At 46.4% G+C, this 21,936-nt stretch carries 19 protein-coding genes (1 of these 19 only partly in view); 17 read left to right on the top strand and 2 right to left on the bottom strand.

Features of this window, described 5'->3' with window-relative positions:
* Nucleotides 1-3: 3 nt before the first annotated feature.
* Both glnD and map read right to left on the bottom strand, forming a co-directional pair.
* Nucleotides 4-2,703 carry a [protein-PII] uridylyltransferase gene (glnD, locus tag ACZ5DR_RS00310; protein WP_377365027.1) on the bottom strand — a complete coding sequence of 900 codons (2,700 nt, stop codon included), beginning with the start codon at nt 2,701-2,703 and terminating at the stop codon, nt 4-6.
* A gap of 37 nt (nt 2,704-2,740) precedes the next feature.
* Entirely contained in the window at nt 2,741-3,592 is an 852-nt protein-coding gene (gene map, locus ACZ5DR_RS00305; protein WP_377365029.1) for a type I methionyl aminopeptidase, read from the bottom strand.
* Nucleotides 3,593-3,916: 324 nt separating this feature from the next.
* On the opposite strand from map, the gene rpsB reads away from it, so the two are divergent.
* From rpsB to accA, 17 genes are all read left to right on the top strand, one after another.
* Nucleotides 3,917-4,651 (top strand): 30S ribosomal protein S2, encoded by a 735-nt coding sequence (gene rpsB / locus ACZ5DR_RS00300; protein ID WP_377365031.1) that lies wholly within the window; start codon nt 3,917-3,919, stop codon nt 4,649-4,651.
* Nucleotides 4,652-4,740: 89 nt separating this feature from the next.
* Nucleotides 4,741-5,601 carry a translation elongation factor Ts gene (gene tsf, locus ACZ5DR_RS00295; protein WP_377365033.1) on the top strand — a complete coding sequence of 287 codons (861 nt, stop codon included), beginning with the start codon at nt 4,741-4,743 and terminating at the stop codon, nt 5,599-5,601.
* 120 nt (nt 5,602-5,721) lie between these two features.
* On the top strand, nt 5,722-6,444 hold the full coding sequence (gene pyrH, locus ACZ5DR_RS00290) for a UMP kinase (protein WP_377365035.1): 723 nt from the start codon (nt 5,722-5,724) through the stop codon (nt 6,442-6,444).
* A gap of 7 nt (nt 6,445-6,451) precedes the next feature.
* On the top strand, nt 6,452-7,009 hold the full coding sequence (frr, locus tag ACZ5DR_RS00285) for a ribosome recycling factor (RefSeq protein WP_377365037.1): 558 nt from the start codon (nt 6,452-6,454) through the stop codon (nt 7,007-7,009).
* A 52-nt stretch (nt 7,010-7,061) separates the two neighbouring features.
* Nucleotides 7,062-7,790 (top strand): polyprenyl diphosphate synthase, encoded by a 729-nt coding sequence (gene uppS / locus ACZ5DR_RS00280; RefSeq protein ID WP_377365039.1) that lies wholly within the window; start codon nt 7,062-7,064, stop codon nt 7,788-7,790.
* A 5-nt stretch (nt 7,791-7,795) separates the two neighbouring features.
* Nucleotides 7,796-8,599: a phosphatidate cytidylyltransferase gene (locus ACZ5DR_RS00275; RefSeq protein WP_377365041.1), complete on the top strand. Its 804-nt coding sequence runs from the start codon at nt 7,796-7,798 to the stop codon at nt 8,597-8,599.
* Nucleotides 8,599-9,777, top strand: a complete 1,179-nt coding sequence (ispC, locus tag ACZ5DR_RS00270) for a 1-deoxy-D-xylulose-5-phosphate reductoisomerase (RefSeq protein ID WP_377365043.1) — start codon at nt 8,599-8,601, stop codon at nt 9,775-9,777. The genes ACZ5DR_RS00275 and ispC overlap by 1 nt, the downstream gene beginning before the upstream one ends.
* A complete protein-coding gene (gene rseP / locus ACZ5DR_RS00265; protein ID WP_377365045.1) occupies nt 9,774-11,120 on the top strand; it encodes an RIP metalloprotease RseP in 1,347 nt (448 codons plus the stop codon). Before ispC ends, rseP begins: the two co-directional genes overlap by 4 nt.
* Nucleotides 11,121-11,130: 10 nt before the next feature.
* Nucleotides 11,131-13,440: an outer membrane protein assembly factor BamA gene (gene bamA, locus ACZ5DR_RS00260; RefSeq protein ID WP_377365047.1), complete on the top strand. Its 2,310-nt coding sequence runs from the start codon at nt 11,131-11,133 to the stop codon at nt 13,438-13,440.
* Between the two features lie 18 nt (nt 13,441-13,458).
* Nucleotides 13,459-13,953 (top strand): OmpH/Skp family outer membrane protein, encoded by a 495-nt coding sequence (locus tag ACZ5DR_RS00255; protein ID WP_377365049.1) that lies wholly within the window; start codon nt 13,459-13,461, stop codon nt 13,951-13,953.
* Between the two features lie 3 nt (nt 13,954-13,956).
* Nucleotides 13,957-14,991 (top strand): UDP-3-O-(3-hydroxymyristoyl)glucosamine N-acyltransferase, encoded by a 1,035-nt coding sequence (gene lpxD, locus ACZ5DR_RS00250; RefSeq protein ID WP_377365051.1) that lies wholly within the window; start codon nt 13,957-13,959, stop codon nt 14,989-14,991.
* A 7-nt stretch (nt 14,992-14,998) separates the two neighbouring features.
* Nucleotides 14,999-15,436, top strand: a complete 438-nt coding sequence (fabZ, locus tag ACZ5DR_RS00245; protein ID WP_377365053.1) for a 3-hydroxyacyl-ACP dehydratase FabZ — start codon at nt 14,999-15,001, stop codon at nt 15,434-15,436.
* The gene (gene lpxA / locus ACZ5DR_RS00240) at nt 15,437-16,213 is read left to right on the top strand and encodes an acyl-ACP--UDP-N-acetylglucosamine O-acyltransferase (RefSeq protein ID WP_452600439.1); all 777 of its coding nucleotides are present in this window, start codon (nt 15,437-15,439) and stop codon (nt 16,211-16,213) included. It begins immediately after the preceding gene.
* A gap of 61 nt (nt 16,214-16,274) precedes the next feature.
* Nucleotides 16,275-17,414 carry a lipid-A-disaccharide synthase gene (lpxB, locus tag ACZ5DR_RS00235; RefSeq protein WP_377365055.1) on the top strand — a complete coding sequence of 380 codons (1,140 nt, stop codon included), beginning with the start codon at nt 16,275-16,277 and terminating at the stop codon, nt 17,412-17,414.
* Complete coding sequence (rnhB, locus tag ACZ5DR_RS00230; protein WP_377365057.1) at nt 17,407-18,015, top strand: ribonuclease HII; 609 nt, start codon at nt 17,407-17,409, stop codon at nt 18,013-18,015. The genes lpxB and rnhB overlap by 8 nt, the downstream gene beginning before the upstream one ends.
* Nucleotides 18,016-18,019: 4 nt before the next feature.
* Entirely contained in the window at nt 18,020-21,490 is a 3,471-nt protein-coding gene (gene dnaE, locus ACZ5DR_RS00225) for a DNA polymerase III subunit alpha (RefSeq protein WP_377365059.1), read from the top strand.
* Between the two features lie 112 nt (nt 21,491-21,602).
* A protein-coding gene (gene accA / locus ACZ5DR_RS00220) for an acetyl-CoA carboxylase carboxyl transferase subunit alpha (RefSeq protein WP_377365061.1) crosses the window boundary here: on the top strand, nt 21,603-21,936 show its start. It continues 614 nt past the right edge of the window; only the first 334 of its 948 coding nucleotides appear in the window; the start codon lies at nt 21,603-21,605; its stop codon lies beyond the right edge, outside the window.

Genomic DNA, 21,936 nt, shown 5'->3' with positions numbered 1-21,936 from the left:
GTGTTAATGTTCCGTAGCTTGAGAAAAACGGTCAATACTTTCTTTAAGGGTTTGACATAGGTGCGTCATACGAACGGGATCTGTGATGAGGTCACCGTTATCTTCAGTAATATAGAAGGTATCTTCTACCCGCTCTCCTAATGTGGCGATCTTAGCTTTGTGAAGCATAAGGCTGTGCTCCATAAAGAATTGACCAACAAGGGCGAGCAACCCAGGGCGGTCAGGAGCCGTGATTTCTAATGCCGACCAAACTTCTTCTGGTTGGCTGACAAAATGTACCGTTGATGGCGCGTTAAAGATCTTCAGATGGCGCGGTGTAAAGCGCTTGATCACGCTTTCGTATAGAGACGGGGAATCAAGTTGCTCAATCAAGGTTTCCTTGATGAGTTCAATTCGCTCTTTGTCTAAATACAGGTTGGTATCATTATTGTCCGTGTGTTCCATCACAACAAAGGTATCAAGACTATGATTGTCAGTTGTGGTGTTGATTTTGGCATCTAGGATAGTGAGCCCCATCTGCTCAAACAGCGCAGCGGTGACAGCAAACAAATGGCTGGTGATTGGCGTGTAAATAAATACTTTGCTGGCACCAGAGAAATTTCGTCCCCCAAGGGAGCTGATAGCCACCAAGGGTTTTTGGCTTGGACGATGTTTTAAGATGGCTTCTGTGTTCCAGGCGATCTCATCCCCGCTGGAGCGGATGAAGTATTCATCTTCGATCTTGTTCCAGATCTCTTCGGCTTCGATCATGTCCACATTGCGCTCTATTAATATCTCGAGGGCGCGTTGTTTGTGTTCATCGCTTTGCATCTCCGCATCGATTGGCGAATCTAGGCCACGACGCAGGGCGCGTTTGGTTTCTAAATAAAGTTGGCGCATTAGAGAAGCGCGCCAGCTATTCCACATAGTGGGGTTAGTGGCATTGATGTCTGCAACGGTCAATAAGAACAAATAATCTAGGTGTTCTTGGTCTTTCACTATGCTGGCAAATTCCCAAATCACTTCTGGGTCAGAAATGTCTTTGCGCTGAGCGGTAACAGACATCAGTAAGTGATGTTGCACTAACCAGACGATCAGGTCTGTATCACGTTTGCTTAAGCCGTGGCGTTCGCCAAATTCTCTGGCATCAACGCATCCAAGCTCTGAGTGATCCCCACCACGCCCTTTGGCAATATCGTGGTACAGCCCTGCCATGTAGAGTAACTCTACTTTGGGAACGTGTCGGATGGTTTGTGATGAAATGGGGAACTTAGCGCGGCTTTCTGGAAGCCATAGGCGACGCAAGTTTTCTACCAGCTGCAAGGTGTGCGCATCCACAGTGTAGATGTGGAATAAATCATGTTGCATCTGGCCGATGATGGCACCAAATTCAGGTAAGTAGCGCCCCAATAAACCTATGTGTTTCATAGAGCGCAGTACGCTGGTCATACGATAGCGGCTGGCAATGATGTCTAGGAATAAATTAGTGTTTTTAGGGGTGTTACGGTAAGCCTCATCAACTAGATCCAGATTGTCGCGTAGGGCGCGCATGGTGTTGGCGCGTATGCCTTTAATGTTCTCTCTTTCCCCCATGATTTTATAGAGCTCAAGCATGGCGGAAGGGGTTTCTTGGAATACGTCTGGAGAGCGGATCTCAAGTTGACCGTTGGTGATCTGGAAGCGCTGGTTGATGATCTCAATATCTGGTGCTTGCTCAGAAGATAAAAAAGACTCTTCAAAGTGCTGCAGCAGCAAATCGTTCAGTTGCTGAATGGCTGCTACGCTTTGGTAATAGCCTTGCATGAATTTCTCAACATTGCGTTTTAGGTCTTCTTCATCAAAACCAAACACCTTTGCAAGGGTGCGTTGATGATCGAATAGAAGTCGATCTTCCTTGCGACCTACAGTCATGTGCAGTGCCCAACGAATACGCCAAATGGATGCCACGGCACCTTTTAGCTGTATGTATTCGTCTTCCGATAGAAATTCTTTGTCGATTAAGGCGCTCAGGCGGTGGGTGTGCAGGTGGCGTTTTGCTACCCAGTCGATAACCTGCATGTCCCTTAAACCGCCAGGGCATTCTTTGATGTTAGGTTCTAGGTTGTAAGCGGTGTTTTGGTACTTTGCGTGGCGCTCTTCTTGCTCGGCAATTTTAGCTCGATAGAAGGAGTGGCCATCCCACATCTGGCTTACATCTATTTTGAGTTTCAGATTAGCGAGTAGTTCCGGATCTCCGGATAGGGTGCGTGACTCGATTAGATTGGTGATAACTGTCACGTCTTCTGCGGCAAGCTCAGCACATTGGGTAATTGAGCGAACGGCGTGCCCAACATCCAATTTTAGATCCCATAGAAAGGTGATGAAGTTTTCCATTTTGTCTGCGGCAGGCTCTGCACCGTCGCGGATTAATAGAAGTAAGTCGATATCGGATTTTGGGTGCAGCTCGCCACGGCCATAGCCGCCAACGGCGATCATGGCCACGTCTGGTTCTTCGTCAAGCCCAGCCCGCTTCCAGGTGGCGCACATCACTTCGTCGTATAATGAAGAAAGACCTTTGACCAATTTTTCTATTGGGTACAGGTCGTGAAATAAATCATCATAGGCTTGCGTCTTTTCGGCAATGAGTTCTCTGACTCGTTTGGCACCCGTTGTAGAGGATGCCATTTCCGATTTTTCGGCAGGGCTAAACAAAGGAGGGGCATCTGGAAAAGCAGGAAAGTCCATACAAAGGCCTCTTAATTTGGTTGAGCTTGAGTCTGAATTAGATGGTTTCTTCTGGTCGAAGTGTTAGAACTTCTACGCCATCGGCCGTGACCAAAAGAGTGTGCTCGTACTGAGCTGACATGCGGCCATCTTTCGTTTTGGCAATCCAGTTATCTGGTCCAGTGTGTTTAACCTGTTTTTTACCAGCATTAATCATTGGCTCTATGGTAAGGGTCATGCCTTCTTCTAAAATTACCCCAGTGCCTGGCTTGCCGTAATGGGCAACCTGTGGCTCTCCGTGGAAGGTTGTGCCAACCCCGTGGCCGCAGTATTCCTCTACTACAGAGTAGTGATGCTTGTGGGCGTAATCAGAAATGGCAGCGCCAATATCACCAAGGCGGGTGCCTGGTTTAACCATTTTAATGGCTAGGTAAAGGCTCTCTTGTGTCACTTTACATAGGCGCTCAACATGGGGGGCTGCAGGGCCAGCGAAAAACATCTTGCTAGTGTCGCCATAGTAACCATCTTTGATGATGGTGATGTCGATGTTTACTGCGTCACCTTTTTTAAGAGGCTTGTCGTTTGGAATGCCATGACAGATGACATCATTCACTGAGGTGCAGCAGGACTTAGGGAAGCCGTGGTAATTAAGAGGTGCCGGAATAGCGCCCTGAACCGAGACAATGTAATTGTGGGCGATGATGTCTAGTTGGTCGGTTGTGACGCCAGGTACAACGTATTCTTCAAGCATGGTTAGTACTTCGCCAGCCAGCTTACCAGCAGTGCGCATGCCTTCAATGTCGCTGATATCTGAAAAGCGAGTGGCTGCTGGGCGAGGCGTCCAAGCGGGTACTTCTACTCGGCCATTCGCGGTTAGCTCTTTAACTTTCTCTAGGATCTCGTTGCTCATAATAAAACGGTCTTAAAAATTTGATAATTTAAACATGGGCGCCATTCTACATGACTTGAGGATGTTATTCGCCATACGCAGTGAAAAAATCTTAACAATAGGTCTCTTAGGTAGTGAATATCTGCTTTTGCAAAATGCGCAAATGTGGTATAAAACGCCCGCTCGTTCTCATTTGAGAGTAACGGGCTTAATTAACACAATCTAACGACCTTGTTGCTTAATTAAAAATAGCCACTCTGGGGTGCCTGAAATTGCTTTAAATTTCAATAGGCTGAGGGGCTAGAGCTAGCAAGTTAACCTAACCCAAATTTGAAGGACATTAAAATGCCTACAGTTTCTATGCGCGACCTACTTCAAGTAGGTTCACACTTCGGTCACCAAACTCGTTACTGGAACCCAAAAATGAAGCCATTCATTTTTGGTGCTCGTAACAAGATCCATATCATCAACCTTGAGCACACTGTTCCGGCTCTTAACGAAGCGCTTGAGCTTGTTAAAAAAATGGCTGAGAACAAAAACAAGGTATTGTTTGTTGGTACTAAGCGTGCGGCATCTAAAACTATCGCTGAGCAAGCTGCTCGCGCTGGTATGCCATTCGTAAACCACCGTTGGTTAGGTGGTATGTTGACTAACTACAAAACGATCCGTGCTTCTATCAAGCGTCTTCGTGAGCTTGATGCTCAGCAAAACGACGGTACGTTTGAAAAGCTAACTAAGAAAGAAGCTTTGATGCGTGCACGTGAGCTTGAAAAGCTAGAGCGTTCTTTGGGCGGTATCAAGGATATGGGTGGTCTTCCAGACGTATTGTTTGTTGTAGACGTTGATCACGAGCGTATCGCTATTAAAGAAGCTAACAAGCTTGGTATCCCTGTTATCGGTATCGTTGATACAAACAGTGATCCAGATGGTATCGATTACGTTATCCCTGCAAACGACGACGCGATCCGCGCGGTTCAGTTGTACGTTTCTGCTTTTGCTGATGCTGCCCTAGAAGGTCGCGCTGCAGTAGCTGGTAACGCTGATGAGTTTGTTGAAGTAAACGACGCCACTGAAGCGTAATTTACGGCTCTAACGGGTCTGTTTATTAAAGGAGAGAGGTGTTCTCTCTCCTTTATTTAAATTTTGTTATCGTACATAGGGGAATTCACATGGCCGCAGTATCTGCAGCAATGGTAAAAGAACTACGTGATCGCACTGGCTTGGGCATGATGGAGTGTAAGAAAGCTCTAACTGCCGCTGGTGGCGACATTGAAGTAGCGATTGAAGAGCTACGTAAATCAAGCGGTATGAAAGCAGCTAAGAAAGCTGGTCGTACTGCTGCCGAAGGTACTATCATCATGAAAGTTTCTGATGATAACTCTTACGGCGTATTGGTTGAAATCAACTCTGAAACTGACTTCGCTGCACGCGACGAAGGTTTCTTAGCGTTCGCAAACAAAGTTGCTGACGCAGTATTTTCTACTAAAGAAACTGACATGGCTAAAGTGATCTCTGGCGAAATGCTAGAAGCTCGCGAAGCTTTGGTTCAGAAAATCGGTGAAAACATCACACCTCGTCGTGCTGTTCTAGTTGAAGGTGGTTTGGTTGCTGGTTACCTACACAGCAATGGTCAAATTGCTTCTCTTGTTCAACTTGAAGGCGGTAGCGACGAGTTGGCAAAAGACATCGCGATGCATGTTACTGCTGTAAACCCACGCGTTGTTCGTGGCGAAGACATGCCTGCTGATGTTCTTGCTAAAGAAGAAGAAATCATCCGTGCGCAGCCAGACATGGCTGGCAAGCCTGCTGAGATCGTTGACAAAATGATCGGTGGTCGTATCAAGAAATTCTTGGCTGAAAACAGCCTTAACGACCAGCCTTTCGTTAAAAACCCAGAAGTTAAAGTTGCTCAACTAGCGAAAGATGCTGGTGCAACAGTTACTTCATTCATCCGTATCGAAGTGGGTGAAGGTATCGAAGTTGAAGAAACTGACTTCGCTGCTGAGGTTGCTGCTCAACTTAAAGGCTAATCGGCTGAAGGTTTGAGTAAGATAAAGGGGCAGCTTGACTGCCCCTTTTTATGAATATCGCATTGAAAGGGCGTGTTTGCTATCTTCAATGCACACTTCTCACCATTGCCGGAGGTTGGTATGCCTAAAGAAAAGAATTCAAAGTACAAGCGCATCTTGTTGAAATTAAGTGGTGAAGCGCTACAGGGTGATGAAACGTTTGGTATCGATCCGAAAGTACTAAGTCGTATTGCCCTAGAGATTGGTCAGTTGCGCGGTATCGGTGTAGAAGTCGGCATAGTGATCGGTGGTGGTAACTTATTCCGCGGCCAGGCTTTGAGTGAAGCTGGCATGGATCGTGTTACAGGTGATCACATGGGTATGTTGGCGACGGTTATGAATGCCCTAGCGATGCGAGATGCCCTAGAGCGAGCAAACATTTCGACTCGTGTTATGTCTGCCATCACTATGACAGGGATTGTAGAGCCATACGACCGTCGACGTGCGATGCGTCATTTGAAAGACGGCGATGTGGTGATTTTCTCTGCCGGAACAGGTAATCCATTCTTTACAACAGACTCTGCTGCATGTTTACGCGGTATTGAGATTGATGCAGATGTTGTATTGAAAGCAACAAAAGTGGACGGCGTGTACTCTGCGGATCCAATGAAGGACCCAACAGCAGTGAAATATGATACATTGACGTTCGACGAGGTTTTGGAAAAACAGTTAGGCGTCATGGACTTAACTGCAATTTGTTTGACTCGTGATCACCAAATGCCAGTTCGTGTGTTTAACATGAACAAACCTGGCGCTCTGATTAACATTATGACGGGTGGTGACGAAGGCACCGTTATTAAGTGAGGAACTAATGATCAACGATATTTTGAAAGATGCTGAAGAGCGCATGGGTAAAGCGGTTGCTTCCGTTGAGGTGGCATTTAATAAAATCCGTACCGGCCGTGCTCATCCAAGTTTGCTAGACCCGATTAAGGTAAACTACTACGGTAGCGAAACACCTTTAAACCAAGTCGCAAACATTACGGTAGAAGATGCGCGTACTTTGGGTGTGTCTCCGTGGGAAGGCAACATGGTGCCAGAAATTGAAAAGGCTATCATGAAATCAGACTTGGGATTGAACCCATCTACGACGGGTAACCTAATCCGTATCCCGCTGCCTGCTTTGACCGAAGAAACACGCGGTAACTATTTTAAGCAAGCTAAATCCGAAGCGGAAAATGGCCGTATCGCCATCCGTAACATTCGTCGTGATGCGAATGGTACCCTTAAAGAGCTAGTGAAAGAGAAAGAGATTTCTGAAGACGACGAACGTCGTGGTCAGGATCAAGTGCAAAAAGTAACAGACAAGTACGTTGCGATGATCGAAGAGCGTCTTTCTGCGAAAGAAAAAGACTTGATGGAAATCTAAATGAGTAGGGCAGGCCGTTAGGCCTGCCTTATTTGTATGGCTAGGTAGCTCTATGTCTATTAATGAATTGATCCGAGAGGATCAATCTATTCCTGCTCACGTTGCCATCATTATGGATGGGAATAACCGCTGGGCAAAGAAAAAACACCTCCCAAGCATTGCAGGTCACACCGCTGGTGCCAGTGCTGTGCGCAAAACGGTCGAAGCTGCTGCCCGAAGTGGCGTGAAGGTGTTAACTCTGTTTGCGTTTTCGAGTGAGAATTGGCGTCGCCCGCAAGTTGAAGTCGATGGCTTAATGAATCTTTTTATGCGTTCTTTGAAAAAAGAATCCAAAAGGTTAGCAGAACACTCGATCAGGTTGGTGGTCATTGGTGACAAAACCGCCTTTAGTGACTCCTTGCAGGCGCAAATTGCTCTGGTGGAGAAGCAGACTGAACATAATGATGGCATGGTTTTGGCTGTTGCTGCGAATTATGGTGGCCGTTGGGACATTGCTCAAGCGGCAAAGAGGGTTGCGACAAAGGCTGTAAAGGGTGAGTTGTCCTTAGAAGACATCACGGAAGAGTCCCTAGGGGAATATACCTGTCTAGCAGGGCTTCCTGAGCTGGATTTAGTTATACGTACCTCTGGGGAGGAGCGTGTCAGTAATTTTCTGCTGTGGCAGCTGGCTTATGCAGAGTTCATCTTTCTTCCAGTGCTTTGGCCTGATTTTGATGGCGAACATTTCAACGAAGCGTTAGCGATATACGGACATCGCCAGCGTCGATATGGCGGACGATAGTTTCTATGCTGATCCCTAGAGTTTTAAGTGCCATCGTGATGGCTTTTTTGTTTGTGTATGCCGTCTTTGTGTTGGAGCCTAGTGGGTTTCAGATAGCTATGACGGCGGTTGTCCTAGTGGCTGGCTGGGAATGGGCGCGTTTGGCAGGTATTAGTCTGCAAATGGGTCGTATTGCCTTTGCAGGCCTGATTGGCGGGCTCTGTTACGCCATAGCTTTGTACGATGTGTATTCTGAAATATTGGTAATAACCCCTGTATTGTGGGTTTTGGCGCTCTACTGGGTGATTAACTATCCGCAGCAAAAAGGTTGGCAGTCTAGCGCGACTCGTATTGCTTTTGGTGTGCTGGTATTGCTGACAACTTGGTCTGCTATGGTTGTCTTGCGAGACTCGGAACAGTTTATTTCCTGGATGTTGCTGCTCATGGGGTTAATTTGGGGAGCGGACTCAGGCGCTTATTTCTCTGGTCGAGCTTTTGGTAAGAAAAAACTGGCACCAAGCGTGTCGCCAGGCAAATCCTGGGAAGGGGTTTATGGTGGCCTGATCTTAACTCAAATCGGAGTGGCTATTTTTGCTTGGCAGAGTGGTTTTGTAGTTGGTAGTTGGTTGTTACTTGCCATTATCGCTTTAGTGACTGTTATGACATCCGTGCTAGGGGATTTGACTGAGAGTTTATTTAAACGTCATGAGTCCTTAAAAGACTCCAGTCGATTGATTCCAGGTCATGGGGGCGTTATGGATAGAGTAGATAGCTTGACCTCCGCTGCGCCGCTATTTGTTCTGATGTTAAGTACGGTTGGCTGGATATAATGCAGAATATTTGTTTGCTCGGTGCCACCGGGTCTATTGGTACAAGCACCCTAGATGTCATTAAAAAGCATCCTGATCGCTTTAAGTTGCTCAGCGTCGCAGCCAATACCAGTGTTGATAGAATGGTAGAGATTTGCCGTGAGTTTCAGCCTGTAAGAGCAGTGATGGGAACAGAGCAAGCCAGAGACGCACTGGCGGCTCAATGTGCTGACCTTGAGATCCAATTCGATTGGGGTGTGGAAGCAATGGAAAGCATTGCTAGCGCCTCGGATTGTGATCAAGTGATGGCAAGTATTATGGGGTTTGCTGGCTTAAGTCCGACATTAGCCGCGATACGCTCTGGTAAGCGAGTACTGCTGGCCAATAAAGAAAGTCTGGTAACAGCTGGCCACTTATTTATGGAAGAAGTGAAGCGCCATAATGCTATTTTGATGCCCATCGACAGTGAGCATAATGCTATTTATCAAGCTTTGCCTCAAACCCAGCATGGGGCGGTGAAGCGTGATCTTGATAAGATTCTATTGACGGCATCGGGTGGTCCATTTCGAACATTTAGTTATGCAGATATGAAGTCTGTCACCCCTGAGCAGGCCTGTGCGCACCCTAATTGGTCTATGGGGCAAAAGATTTCTGTGGACTCTGCCAGTTTGATGAACAAAGGTCTTGAGCTGATAGAGGCCTGTTGGTTGTTTGATGTCACTCCTGCGGATGTTCAGGTGGTTGTTCATCCTGAAAGCATTATTCATTCCATGGTGTCTTACAAAGATGGCTCAGTGTTAGCACAGATGGGTAATCCGGATATGAAAATCCCTATTGCTTATGGTATGACTTGGCCAGAACGCATTGATACAGGGGTGCCACCTTTGGACATGTTTGCTGTGGCTCAGCTTAACTTTGAGGCGCCTGATTTGGAGCGTTTTCCGAATCTCCGATTGGCTTCTGAAGCTTGGTATGCTGGAGGTACGGCTATGGCGGTGTTAAATGCTGCAAATGAAGTAGCTGTTGCTTCATTTTTGAACAAAACTATTGGTTTTCTTGATATTGCTCGAATAAACGAAGAAGTTCTTGAACGCTCTGAGTTTCATGCTGTCAATGATCTGTCCACAGTGATTGAAGCGGACCAAAGGGCTCGAGCACTGGCTGCTCAATTGATTGCTTCGGAGAGTTTCTCGGTATGATCCAAAACGTTTTGGCCTTTATTGTGGCATTAGGGGTTCTGATTACCTTCCATGAGTTTGGTCATTATTTTGTTGCGCGCTTATGTGGCGTTAAAGTTCTTCGTTTTTCCGTCGGGTTTGGTAAGCCAATTTATACCTATAAGGGTAAGACTGGAACTGAGTTTACTCTGGCGATGATCCCGTTGGGTGGTTATGTTCGCATGTTGGATGGTAGGGAAGCGGATGTTCCAGATGCTCTTAAATCCCAAGCGTTCAATTACAAGAATGTCTGGCAGAGGATTGCGATCGTCGCCGCAGGGCCTTTGGCTAATTTTATCTTGGCCATTGCTATTTATGCGGTAGTGGCAGGGTTAGGTCTTCAGGCGCTGGCGCCGAAAGTGGCGCAGGTTACTCCTGGATCGCCTTTATCTCAGACCCGTATCCAGTCAGGGGATGAGCTAACACAATTGAACGGAGTGCCAACACAGTCATGGGAAGATGTAAATTTAGTGTTAGCGGACTTGATCGGTCAAACGGGTGTCTTTAGTGTTCGTTATCAGTCCGATGATACAAATGTGCAGCAAGAGGGCTCCTTTAACTTAAATCGTTGGTTGGCTGGGAGCGAACCTAGTAGTTTGATTGCTGAGTTTGGTGCAACACCATGGCGTCCTGATGTGGCTCCGGTAATTGCCAGTGTGGTTGAGTCGGGTGCGGCTGCTCAGGCTGGTATGCTTCCTGGGGATCGTGTCAAAAGTGTTAATGGTGTTGTGGTTAATACTTGGCAGGAGCTTGTAGTATGGGTGCAAAAGAGCCCTAATGCCCTCCTTGATGTGACGGTGGAGCGTGCAGGGCAAGAGGTCAATCTTGCTCTGGTGCCCAAGTCTCGAGAGGTGGGTGGTGTGACATCGGGGTTTGCAGGGATTGCGGTAGAGCCGCCAGTGTTGTCGCCTTCTGATTTGCGTGTCAGAGAGTTTGGTTTTTTTGGGGCTATTCAGTATGGCGTGTCTCAAACTTGGACCATGACATCCTTGACGGTTGGCTCAATTTGGAAAATGTTACAGGGATTGATTTCTCTGGATAACCTTTCTGGTCCCATTACCATTGCGAAAGTCGCGAGTGCTTCAGCGGATTCTGGCCTCCAGTCTTTTTTGAAGTTTCTGGCGTACCTTAGTGTTAGTCTTGGTGTTCTTAATCTACTTCCCATCCCTATGCTGGATGGTGGGCATTTGCTGTTTTTTGGTGTGGAAGCTGTGCGTCGTAAGCCGGTTTCCGAACGTATTCAAGGTATGGCCTACCGAATCGGTGCATCGCTTTTGTTTGCGATGATGGTCATCGCTTTATTTAATGATATTGCCCGCTTGTAGAGAGGTAAATGTGAAAGTCTTTGTTGCCGCGGTTTTGGCGTGTTGTAGTGTTCAGAGTTTTGCAAAGACAGTGGCTGATGTTCGTGTTGACGGTTTGTTGCAGATGTCTGCAACCCGTGCATTCGACACTATCGGTTTTAAGCAAGGCGAAGGGTACGACTCTTCGAAAGTCTATGACGCTGTGAATAGCTTGTTTGCTACAGGTTATTTTAGTGATATTGAAGTATTCGAAGATAATGGAGTGGTTATCTTTAAAGTGGTTGAGCGGCCGTCTATCGGGCAGTTGACCATTGAAGGTAACGATATGATTTCTAAGGAAGATTTGCAGCGCGGTTTGACTTTGTCTGGTTTAGAGGTGGGTGAAATTTATAAGCCAGAAACCTTGAATCAGATCGAGCAAGAGCTGCAGCGTCAGTATTATGCCTTGGGCCGATACAGTGCCAAAGTCAGTATTGAAGTAGAAGAATTACCCCGTAATCGTGTGGCAATTGGAATCAATATTGAAGAAGGTGTCACAGCTAAGATTGTTCATATCAATATCACAGGTAACCATGATTTTGATGATGAGGAGCTAACTAAAAACTTTGCTTCCGCTGAAACAGGGTATTTTAATCCGTTTAGCTCAGCTGACGAATATTCCAAGCAAAAGGTTCAGGGTGATTTAGAAACCCTTCGCAGTTTCTATTTAGATCGCGGCTATTTGGATTATCGTCTTGTTTCTAGTCAAGTAAGTGTTTCAGCTGATAAGCGTGACGTTTATGTTGTGGTGAACGTAGAAGAGGGTGAACCTTACTACATTAATAATATTAACCTCAGTGGCTCTTTGCCGATCACCGAAGATCGTGTTTGGCAACACATTGATCAAGAGCAGGGGGATGTATTCTCCCGTAAGCAAGTCACTCAAATTATGGACGCTATCTCCACTGAACTTGGGGATGAAGGTTACCTGTTTGCTAATGTAAATATCATTCCTGAGAAACTTGATGATCATCAGGTGAATATCACCTACCACATCACTCCCGGGCCTAAGGTATATGTTCGCCGTATTAACTTCAGCGGCAACTCTGAGACAAAAGACGAAGTCTTGCGTCGAGAAATGACTCAGTTTGAAGGGGCGTTAGCAACCCATACTAAGATTCAGTCCTCTAAACGAGCGATAGAGCGTTTAGGCTTTTTCTCTAAAGTGGATCTGCAAACTCGCTCAATTCCGGGCACGACGGATCAGGTCGATCTTGAGGTGACTGTAGAAGAGCAACCTTCTGGCAGCATCCAGGCAAGTATTGGTTATTCCCAGTCTGATGGTACGGTGCTAGGTTTTGGTGTGTCTAAGCGTAACTTCTTTGGTACGGGTAACAAGTTAGCCTTTAACATGACGCGTACCAATCAAACCCAAGATTACACTCTGTCCTATGACAACCCTTACTTCACTGTGGATGGTGTCAGTCGAGGTTATACGGCGTTCTATCAGGTCAGTGATCACGACGAAGATGATGTGGAAGACTACGATATTGACCGTATTGGTGCGTCCGTGTCTTTTGGTTATCCCATCTCTGATACTCAGCGCTTAAGTTTTGGGGCGACGGTGAAAACCACAAGTGTCAGCTTCGGCTCCAACCCATCTAATGAGACCAGTGCTTATGTGGATGAGTACGGTGATTCATTTGACGATATCTTGGCGAATATCGCTTGGACGGATAATGACATTGTGGGTGGTGTGCTACCGACTAATGGTTATACCACTCGATTAACCCTTGATATTGCCACACCTGCTGGTGAGCAAACTTACGCGAAACTGGGAGCGACATCACAGCGCTACTGGAACCTATCAGACGACAGTCTTTGGTTGTTCCACTTAAAAGGTCGTGCGGGTTATGGTTTTGGTTATGGGGATACCGATCGCCTGCCTTTCTTTGAAAACTATTACGCAGGTGGTGTTTACACTGTGCGGGGTTATAGTGCATCGTCATTAGGACCTAAGAACTCATATGACGATGACACTGACCCAGATGCTATCGGTGGTAATATTCTGCTAGCGGGTACGGCGGAGATTATCTTCCCAATGCCCATGGTGGAGGATCACAGTTCGGTGCGGACTTCTATCTTCCTCGACGCAGGTAATACCTTCACGGATTACTGTTATTCCGGCAATACATCCTGTCAGGAAGGGGTTGATTTTGGTGAAATTCGTTACAGTTTAGGTTTTAACTGGACTTGGATTACTCCGATCGCACCTCTGTCATTCAATATTGCTCGCGCATTGAACGCGAAAGATGGTGACTCAACGGATTTCTTCCAGTTCCAGTTGGGTACAACATTCTAATATAGATAAGGATTGGTTATGAAAAAGCTTTTAGGAATTTTGCTTGTGGCAATGTTTTGCATTCAGGCGCAGGCAGCGGAGATTGCAGTGCTGGATTTCAGGGCGGCAATTCTTCAAAGTAACGCTGGTCAAGAGGCGGCGAAAGCGCCTCGTCAGCAAGTTGATCAAATGAAGGCTCGTCTCGATAAAGAAAACGCCTCTCTGAAAGAAATGGCTGAATCATTGAAGCGAGATGAGTTGACCTTGGCGCCAGAGGATATAAAATCACGTCGCCAAGCGATCAATGAAAAACAAGCTCAGTTGCGTTCTATGGTGTCTGCAATGCAGCAACAAGCGCAGCAAATGGAGCAAAAGCTTATTCAAGACCTGACACCAAAAGGTGAGGCAGCTTTAAAAGAGATTATAGAAGAGCGCAAATTGGATGCAGTGCTCAATCGTCAAGCGGCGATATACACTAATGGATCGGTTGATATTACGGCAGAGTTGATCGAAAAATTAAATAAAGAGAACTAGTGAATGAGCTATACACTGTTAGAGATTGCGGAGCATGTTAATGGTGAGCTGCTAGGGGATCCTGATTACACCATTGATTCTTTAGGTGCTTTGGATCATGCCCGCCCTGAACAGTTGAGTTTCTTATCAAACCCCAAATACGCAGATTCATTATCAAACAGTGAAGCTGGTGCAGTCCTCATCAGGGATGAGGCTGACGCTAGCAAAGTGCGTAATGCCATCATCGTCAAAAACCCCTACTTAGCCTTTGCTCAGGTAACAAAGTTTTTTGTGCCTGATGTGGAAGGCTGGGATCAAAAAGTTCATCCCTCTGCAGTAATTCATACGTCAGCTAATCTAGGTGCAAATGTTTCTGTCGGACCTAATGTCACAATCGGGGCAAATGCTGAAATCGGAGCTGATGTACGTATAGAGGCTGGGGCTGTTATAGCGGAGTCTGTGGTTATTGGGGCTGGCTCAGTATTGGCTGCAAATGCGACGCTTTATTACGGTGTTGTGCTTGGGCAGCGATGCATTGTGCACAGTGGTGCTGTTATAGGATCAGATGGCTTTGGTTTTGCGCCTAACCAAGGCCGTTGGCAGAAGATTCATCAATTAGGATCGGTCGTAATTGGTGATGATGTAGAAATTGGTTCGAATACTACGATTGACCGTGGTGCAATCGATAACACTATTATTGGTAACGGTGTTAAAATTGATAACCTTGTGCAAATTGCTCATAACGTTGTAATCGGTGATAATAGCGCCATTGCAGGTTGTGTCGGTATTGCGGGAAGCACTATTATCGGAAAGTCTTGTACAATTGCTGGTGGGGTTGGCTTTGCTGGTCATCTCACTTTGGCTGATAACGTACATATAACGGCGATGAGCTTAGTAACGCGCTCTATTACAGAAGCGGGATCTTACTCTTCTGGTACTGCCTTAGACAGTACCCCTAAATGGCGTCGTTCTGCCGCGCGCTTGCGTCGTATCGACAATATGTCTGCACAAATCTCAAAATTGGAAAAACAAGTTTCTAAGCTTTTAACAAAAGGTTAATGCATAAATGATGGATGTGAATGAAATTCGCCGTTACCTCCCCCACCGCTATCCGTTTCTATTGGTGGATCGCGTTGTTGATATGACACTTGGGGAGTCAATCGTTGCGTATAAAAATGTGACGGTGAATGAGCCGTTCTTTAATGGGCATTTCCCTGATCATCCAGTTATGCCTGGTGTGTTGATTATTGAGGCCATGGCTCAAGCTGCGGGTATTCTTGGCTTTAAAACAATGGGTAAAACCCCAGAAGATGGTTCCATTTATTACTTTGTTGGTGCTGACAATACGCGATTTAAGCGTCCCGTTGTGCCTGGTGATCGTCTACAATTAGAAGCACGAATTTTGACTGAGCGTCGCGGCATTTGGAAATTTGAAGTGAAAGCCTCTGTCGAAGGGGAGCTTGTATGCTCTTCTACTATTTTATGTGCTGATAGGAAAGTTTAAGTGTTGATACATCCAACTGCGATAGTTGATCCAAAAGCAGAACTAGACAGTGATGTTGAAATAGGGCCTTTTTGTGTCATAGGCCCAAATGTGAAAATTGGTTCTGGCACAGTGGTTAAATCCCATGTCGTCATTAATGGTCATACCATGATTGGCGAAGATAATGAGATTTATCAGTTTGCTTCCGTTGGTGAAGCTAACCAAGACAAAAAATACAAAGGCGAGCCGACAGAGCTCATCATTGGCGACCGAAATGTCATTCGCGAAAATGCTACTTTGCATCGTGGCACTGTTCAGGATCAGGGTATTACGCGAATTGGTAACGGTAACTTGTTTATGGCAAGTACCCATGTGGGCCATGACTGTATAGTCGGAGATAATAATATCCTTGCGAACTACGCAGCCTTGGCTGGGCATGTTCATGTTGGTGATTCGGTTATCTTGGGTGGTTACACGGGGGTTCACCAATTTTGTCAGGTGAATTCATTTAGTATGTGTGGCATGGGGTCCATGGTGGCTAAGGATGTGCCGCGCTATACAATGGTGTCGGGCGACCCAGCTAAAGCTCACGGTATGAACTTTGAGGGCATGCGCCGTCGTGGTATGTCCCCTGAAGTCATTAAAGCATTACGTACTGCTTATAAAACCGTTTACTTGAAGTCGCTTCCTTTAGAGCAAGCATTAGAAGATCTAGAGTCCGGTGATTTATATCAGGTACAAGAAGTGGCAGACTTTGTCTTATCGATTCGCCGTTCTAGACGCGGAATAGTTCGCTGATTGGCGGTTCTAACAAAAAAACCCCGACATGCTCGGGGTTTTTTTATGAAGGTTTTGATACATGCAGAAGCGTTTTGTTATTGTCGCCGGTGAGGCATCTGGCGATATCCTAGGTGCCAACTTGATTAAGCATCTTAAACAGCGTTACCCAGATGCAATCTTTGAAGGGATTGGTGGGCCTTTGATGATAGAGCAAGGGCTAGATAGCTTTGTCCCAATGGAACGATTATCCGTCATGGGTTTGGTGGAGGTGCTTGGGCGCTTGCGAGAGCTGTTGGGAATTCGAAAATCCTTATTTAATCATTGTCTTGATAAACGTCCAGATGCCTTTATTGGTGTCGATTCCCCTGATTTTAATTTGCCCTTAGCGCGTAAGCTAAAAGAGCAGGGCTTAAAAGCCATCCATTATGTCAGCCCGTCTGTTTGGGCATGGCGTCAAAAGCGTATTTTTAAAATCAAAAAGTCGGTCGACCTAATGTTGACCTTATTTCCTTTCGAGCTACAGATTTATCAGGATCATAAAGTGCCCGCTGTTTGTGTGGGGCATACTTTGGCAGATGATGTGCCAATGGAATCTGATAAGCATCAAGCGCGTCAGCAGCTTGGGTTGGATCAGGAGGCTGAATGGATTGCCATTTTACCTGGTTCCCGAGGCGGTGAGGTGAGTCGACTGATGCCGACTTTTGCACAGGCCATGGTGCAAATAAAGCAATCTAAGCCCAATGCTAAGTTTTTGATTCCGGCGGCTAACATAGAACGTCGCCAGCAAATAGAGACTGTGCTTCAAGAATATGCCTCCGTTGATGCAGCGATTATAGATGGGCGATCCCGTGAGGTGATGGCAGCTGGTGATGCCATTTTAATGGCTTCTGGAACCGCTGCCTTGGAAGCTATGCTGGTGAAACGACCCATGGTGGTTGCTTATAAGTTTACTAAGCTGACCTACGCCATTATGAGTCGCATGTTGAAGGTGCCTTATGTGTCATTGCCAAACCTATTAGCTCAAAAGCGTTTAATCCCTGAGTTGCTGCAGGACGACGCAACGGGAGAACGTTTAGCATCAGCTTTGCTGACTGAGTTATCACGCTATGACCAAGATGCAGAACTCCATGACACCTACAAACGATTGCATGAGCTGTTGAAACGTGATGCTGGTGAAGCGGCAGCCCGAGCCATTGCTCAGGAGATAGGTGATGAGTAATCTCGAACCTTTTATCAGTCAGGTGTACTTTGGTCAGTTATTGGCGGGTGCCGACGAAGCTGGCCGTGGCCCCTTGGCAGGAGATGTTGTTGCTGCTGCGGTCATTTTAGATCCAGATCGGCCGATTGTCGGATTAAATGACTCCAAAAAACTGTCTGAAAAAAAGCGTGAAGCGCTATTTGAAGAAATTACCGAAAAGGCCCTTTCTTATAGCGTTGCGCGTGCTTCTGTAGATGAAATAGATACGTTGAATATTCTACATGCCAGCATGCTAGCTATGGAGCGGGCGATTTCTAGCTTGTCGGTGTCGGCTCAACATGCCTTGATTGATGGTAATCGGGTTCCTCCAAACTTGCCTTGTCCTGGGGAAGCTGTAGTAAAGGGGGATGCTCGACATATGGCTATTGCTGCTGCGTCAATTCTTGCTAAAGTAACCCGAGATCGGGAAATCGTGGCTCTTGATCAGGTGTACCCAGAGTATGGCTTTGCTAAACATAAAGGGTATCCAACGGCACAACATCTCGCTGCAATCGAAGAACATGGCGTATGCGACATACATCGTAAAAGTTTTGCTCCAGTTAAACGGATTCTAGAAGGTTAATCACATGTCCTCTTTTATACATCTACGCGTGCACACCGAATACTCTTTAGTAGATGGATTGGTGAAGGTTAAAGGGCTAATTTCTGAGGCCGAACAGCAAGGCATGCCAGCTGTGGCAATGTCAGATGAAAATAACCTATGTGGTTTTGTCCGCTTCTACTCCGGTGCCATGGGGAAAGGCCTTAAGCCTATCTGTGGTGCTGATATCATGTTGGAAGCCGCAGGGGAGATAGAGCAGCGCACACGGATGACCTTGTTAGCCATGTCTAACAAAGGCTATAAAAATATCATCGAAGTCATCTCAAAAGGTTATCAACTGGGGCAGGTGGAAGGTCGTCCAGTGATCAAGCGTGAATGGGTCGCTCAACACGCAGAAGACGTGATTGCATTATCTGGCGGCATGCATGGTGATGTGGGCTTTTTGCTGGCAAAGGGCAAAATCGAAGAAGCCAAAGCCTTTTTGCAGCGTTGGATGTCTATTTTTCCTGGACGCTATTACGCGGAAGTTGTGCGTACTCTGCGCTCGGGTGAAGAAAACTACATACATCAAATCGTCCCCATTGCAGCTGAGTACCATTGTCCTGTGGTGGCGACAAACGATGTACGTTTCTTGAAAAAAGAAGATTTTGAAGCCCACGAAGCACGTGTCTCTATCCACGATGGTATCACTTTGGGGGATCCTAGGCGGGTACGTAAGTATTCAGAAGAGCAGTATTTTAAATCCGCAGATGAAATGGTGGAGCTGTTTTCGGATCTGCCCGAGGCAGTGGAAAATACTGTTGAGATTGCTAAACGCTGTAATGTAGATGTTCTGTTGGGCAAATACTTTTTGCCAGATTTCCCTGTTCCAGAAGGGATGACCATGGAGGATTACTTCCGTGAGTTGTCTCATAAAGGCTTAGAGGATCGCTTCAAAATATTGGTTAAGAAAGGTGGTGAGCGAATTGAGGCCCGTCGGCAAGAGTACATCGACCGTCTTAACTTTGAACTCGACATCATTAACCAAATGGGATTCCCCGGTTACTTTCTTATCGTAATGGACTTTATTCAATGGTCTAAGGATAACGATATTCCTGTGGGCCCTGGCCGTGGTTCAGGTGCCGGTTCCCTTGTGGCCTATGCCTTGAAAATCACAGATTTGGATCCCCTTGAATACGACCTGCTGTTTGAGCGATTCCTAAACCCTGAGCGTGTCTCCATGCCTGACTTCGATATCGACTTCTGTATGGATAACCGAGATCGAGTGATTGACTATGTGGCTCAGACCTATGGTCGAGATGCCGTGTCTCAGATCATTACCTTTGGTCAGATGGCGGCAAAAGCGGTAGTGCGTGATGTGGCGCGAGTTCAGGGTAAGCCTTATAGCCTTGGCGATAAGCTTTCTAAGTTGATTCCGTTTGAAATCGGCATGACCCTTAAAAAGGCACTAGAAGTTGAACCTGCTTTGGTGGAATTCATCGAAGGGGATGAAGAAGCTGCTGAAGTCATGGAAATGGCGTTCAAACTAGAAGGAACGGTGCGTAACTTCGGTAAGCACGCCGGTGGCGTAGTAATTGCGCCAACAAAACTGACCGACTTTGCACCATTGTACTGTGAAGAAGACGGCTCTGGTCTCGTTACTCAATATGATAAGAACGACGTGGAAGAAGCCGGACTGGTAAAATTCGACTTCTTAGGTTTGAAAACGTTAACAGTGGTCGACTGGGCCTTGGGGATGATTAATGATCTCCATGCTAGACAAGGCAAGCCACCATTAGAAATTGAGCTAATCGATTTAGAAGATAAAGCCACCTACGACTTACTACAAAGAGCGGAAACCACAGCGGTATTCCAGCTGGAATCCCGCGGCATGAAAGAGCTGATTAAGAAGCTACTGCCGTCACGTTTTGAAGACATCATAGCATTGGTAGCTCTTTACCGACCGGGGCCACTCGGTTCCGGCATGGTGGATGACTTTATCAACCGTAAGCACGGACGTGCGGAGCTGGCTTACCCTCATCCCGACTACCAACATCAAGACCTTAAACCTGTTCTTGAACCTACTTACGGCATTATCTTGTACCAAGAGCAAGTAATGCAGATTGCTCAGGTTTTGGCGAAGTTCTCTCTCGGTGGTGCCGACTTGCTTCGTCGAGCCATGGGTAAGAAAAAAGCCGAAGTTATGGCAGAGCAGCGACTTATCTTTATGGAAGGCGCGGCAAAGAACAACGTGGACAAAGATCTGGGTGGTAACATCTTTGATTTGATGGAAAAGTTCGCGGGTTACGGTTTTAACAAATCTCACTCCGCAGCTTATGCCTTAGTGTCATACCAAACCGCGTGGTTAAAACAGCATTATCCAGCGCCTTTTATGGCGGCGGTATTGTCTGCGGATATGCAGAACACAGACAAGATCGTTATATTCGTAGAAGAGTGTCGGGCCATGGGCTTGGTGCTAGATCTGCCTAATGTGAATGAATCAGTTTATAAGTTTACTGTTAATTTAGACGGTGCCATCGTCTACGGATTGGGTGCTATCAAAGGTGTGGGCGAGGGCCCAATTGAAGCAATTGTCGAAGCTCGTAAAGAAGGGCCTTTTGAGCACATCTTTGATTTTTGCCAACGGGTGGGTCGTAAGGTAAACAAACGAGTGATGGAAGCCCTAGTGCGCTCGGGAGCCTTTGATACCATTGGGCCAAATCGTGCCACGTTGTTTGCTTCCATTGATGAAGCATTAAAACGTGCGGATCAAAGTGCCAAAAGTCATGATGCTGGGATGGGGGATTTATTTGGCATTGCTGTGGATGAGTCTACTGAAAATGCCTACGACGAAATCGGTGTGTTAGATGAGTGGCCTGGGCGACAGCGACTTGATGGTGAGAAAGACACACTCGGTTTGTATGTAACTGGGCATCCTATCGATGATTATGAAACCGAAATTCGCCGTTTTGCACGATCTAAGATTGTTGATCTTCAGCCTAAGCGAGACACTCAGATCATCGCTGGCTTGATCGTAGAAATGCGAGTTACTAAGAGTAAGCGCGGCGGTAATATTGCTTTTATTACCCTAGATGATAGATCTGCCCGTATTGAAGTAGCGGTCTTCACGGATGTATTCGAAAATGTGAAGCAATACCTAGTACCTGATCAAGTGGTCGTGGTAGAAGGGGAAGTGAGTTTTGATGAGTTTCGTGGCGGCCAGAAGGTGTCCGCACGAAATGTGCTAGATATTTCTATGGCTCGGGTACGCTATGTCGAAGCGTTGCGTATCGACTGGAGCGAACAAGAGGTGACACCAATACACATTGAACAGCTTACCCAGCATATTGCTCCCTTTAGAGGGGATGGCTGTGACGTTGTGATTGGGTTTGATACGGATAGGGCGTCTGGGGATGTGCGTCTTGGTCCCCAGTGGAAAATTCGACCCGATGACGATTTAATTTACGAACTACAGAAACAATACGGTAAACAAAATGTGCAGTTAGTGTATACTTAGCGCCATTTTATAGTCCTTTTACCGAAATCCTGAGGATTGAGGGCGGTGATAGGATGCTGGAAGCCAGAACTTTCTGTAGAATAACGAGCAAACAAATAGCAGTGTGTAAAAAATGAACCTAGATTATTTACCTTTTGAGCAGCCGATTGCTGAGCTCGAACAAAAAATTGAAGAATTACGACTCGTTGGTAATGACAATGATCTGAATATCAGTGAAGAGATCAGCCGACTAGAAGAGAAAAAGGTTACTCTAACTCAGAGCTTATTTAGTAACCTAGGTGCATGGGAAGTTTCTCAATTAGCGCGTCATCCTAAGCGCCCATACACTCTTGACTACATTAAGCATGCATTCAGTGATTTTGAAGAAATGCATGGTGATCGTCATTATGCAGACGACCGTGCCATTGTTGGTGGTGTTGCCCGTATTGATGGGCGCCCAGTGATGG

Source organism: Marinomonas vaga (assembly GCF_055388305.1).
This window is presented reverse-complemented; position numbering and strand designations above follow the sequence as displayed.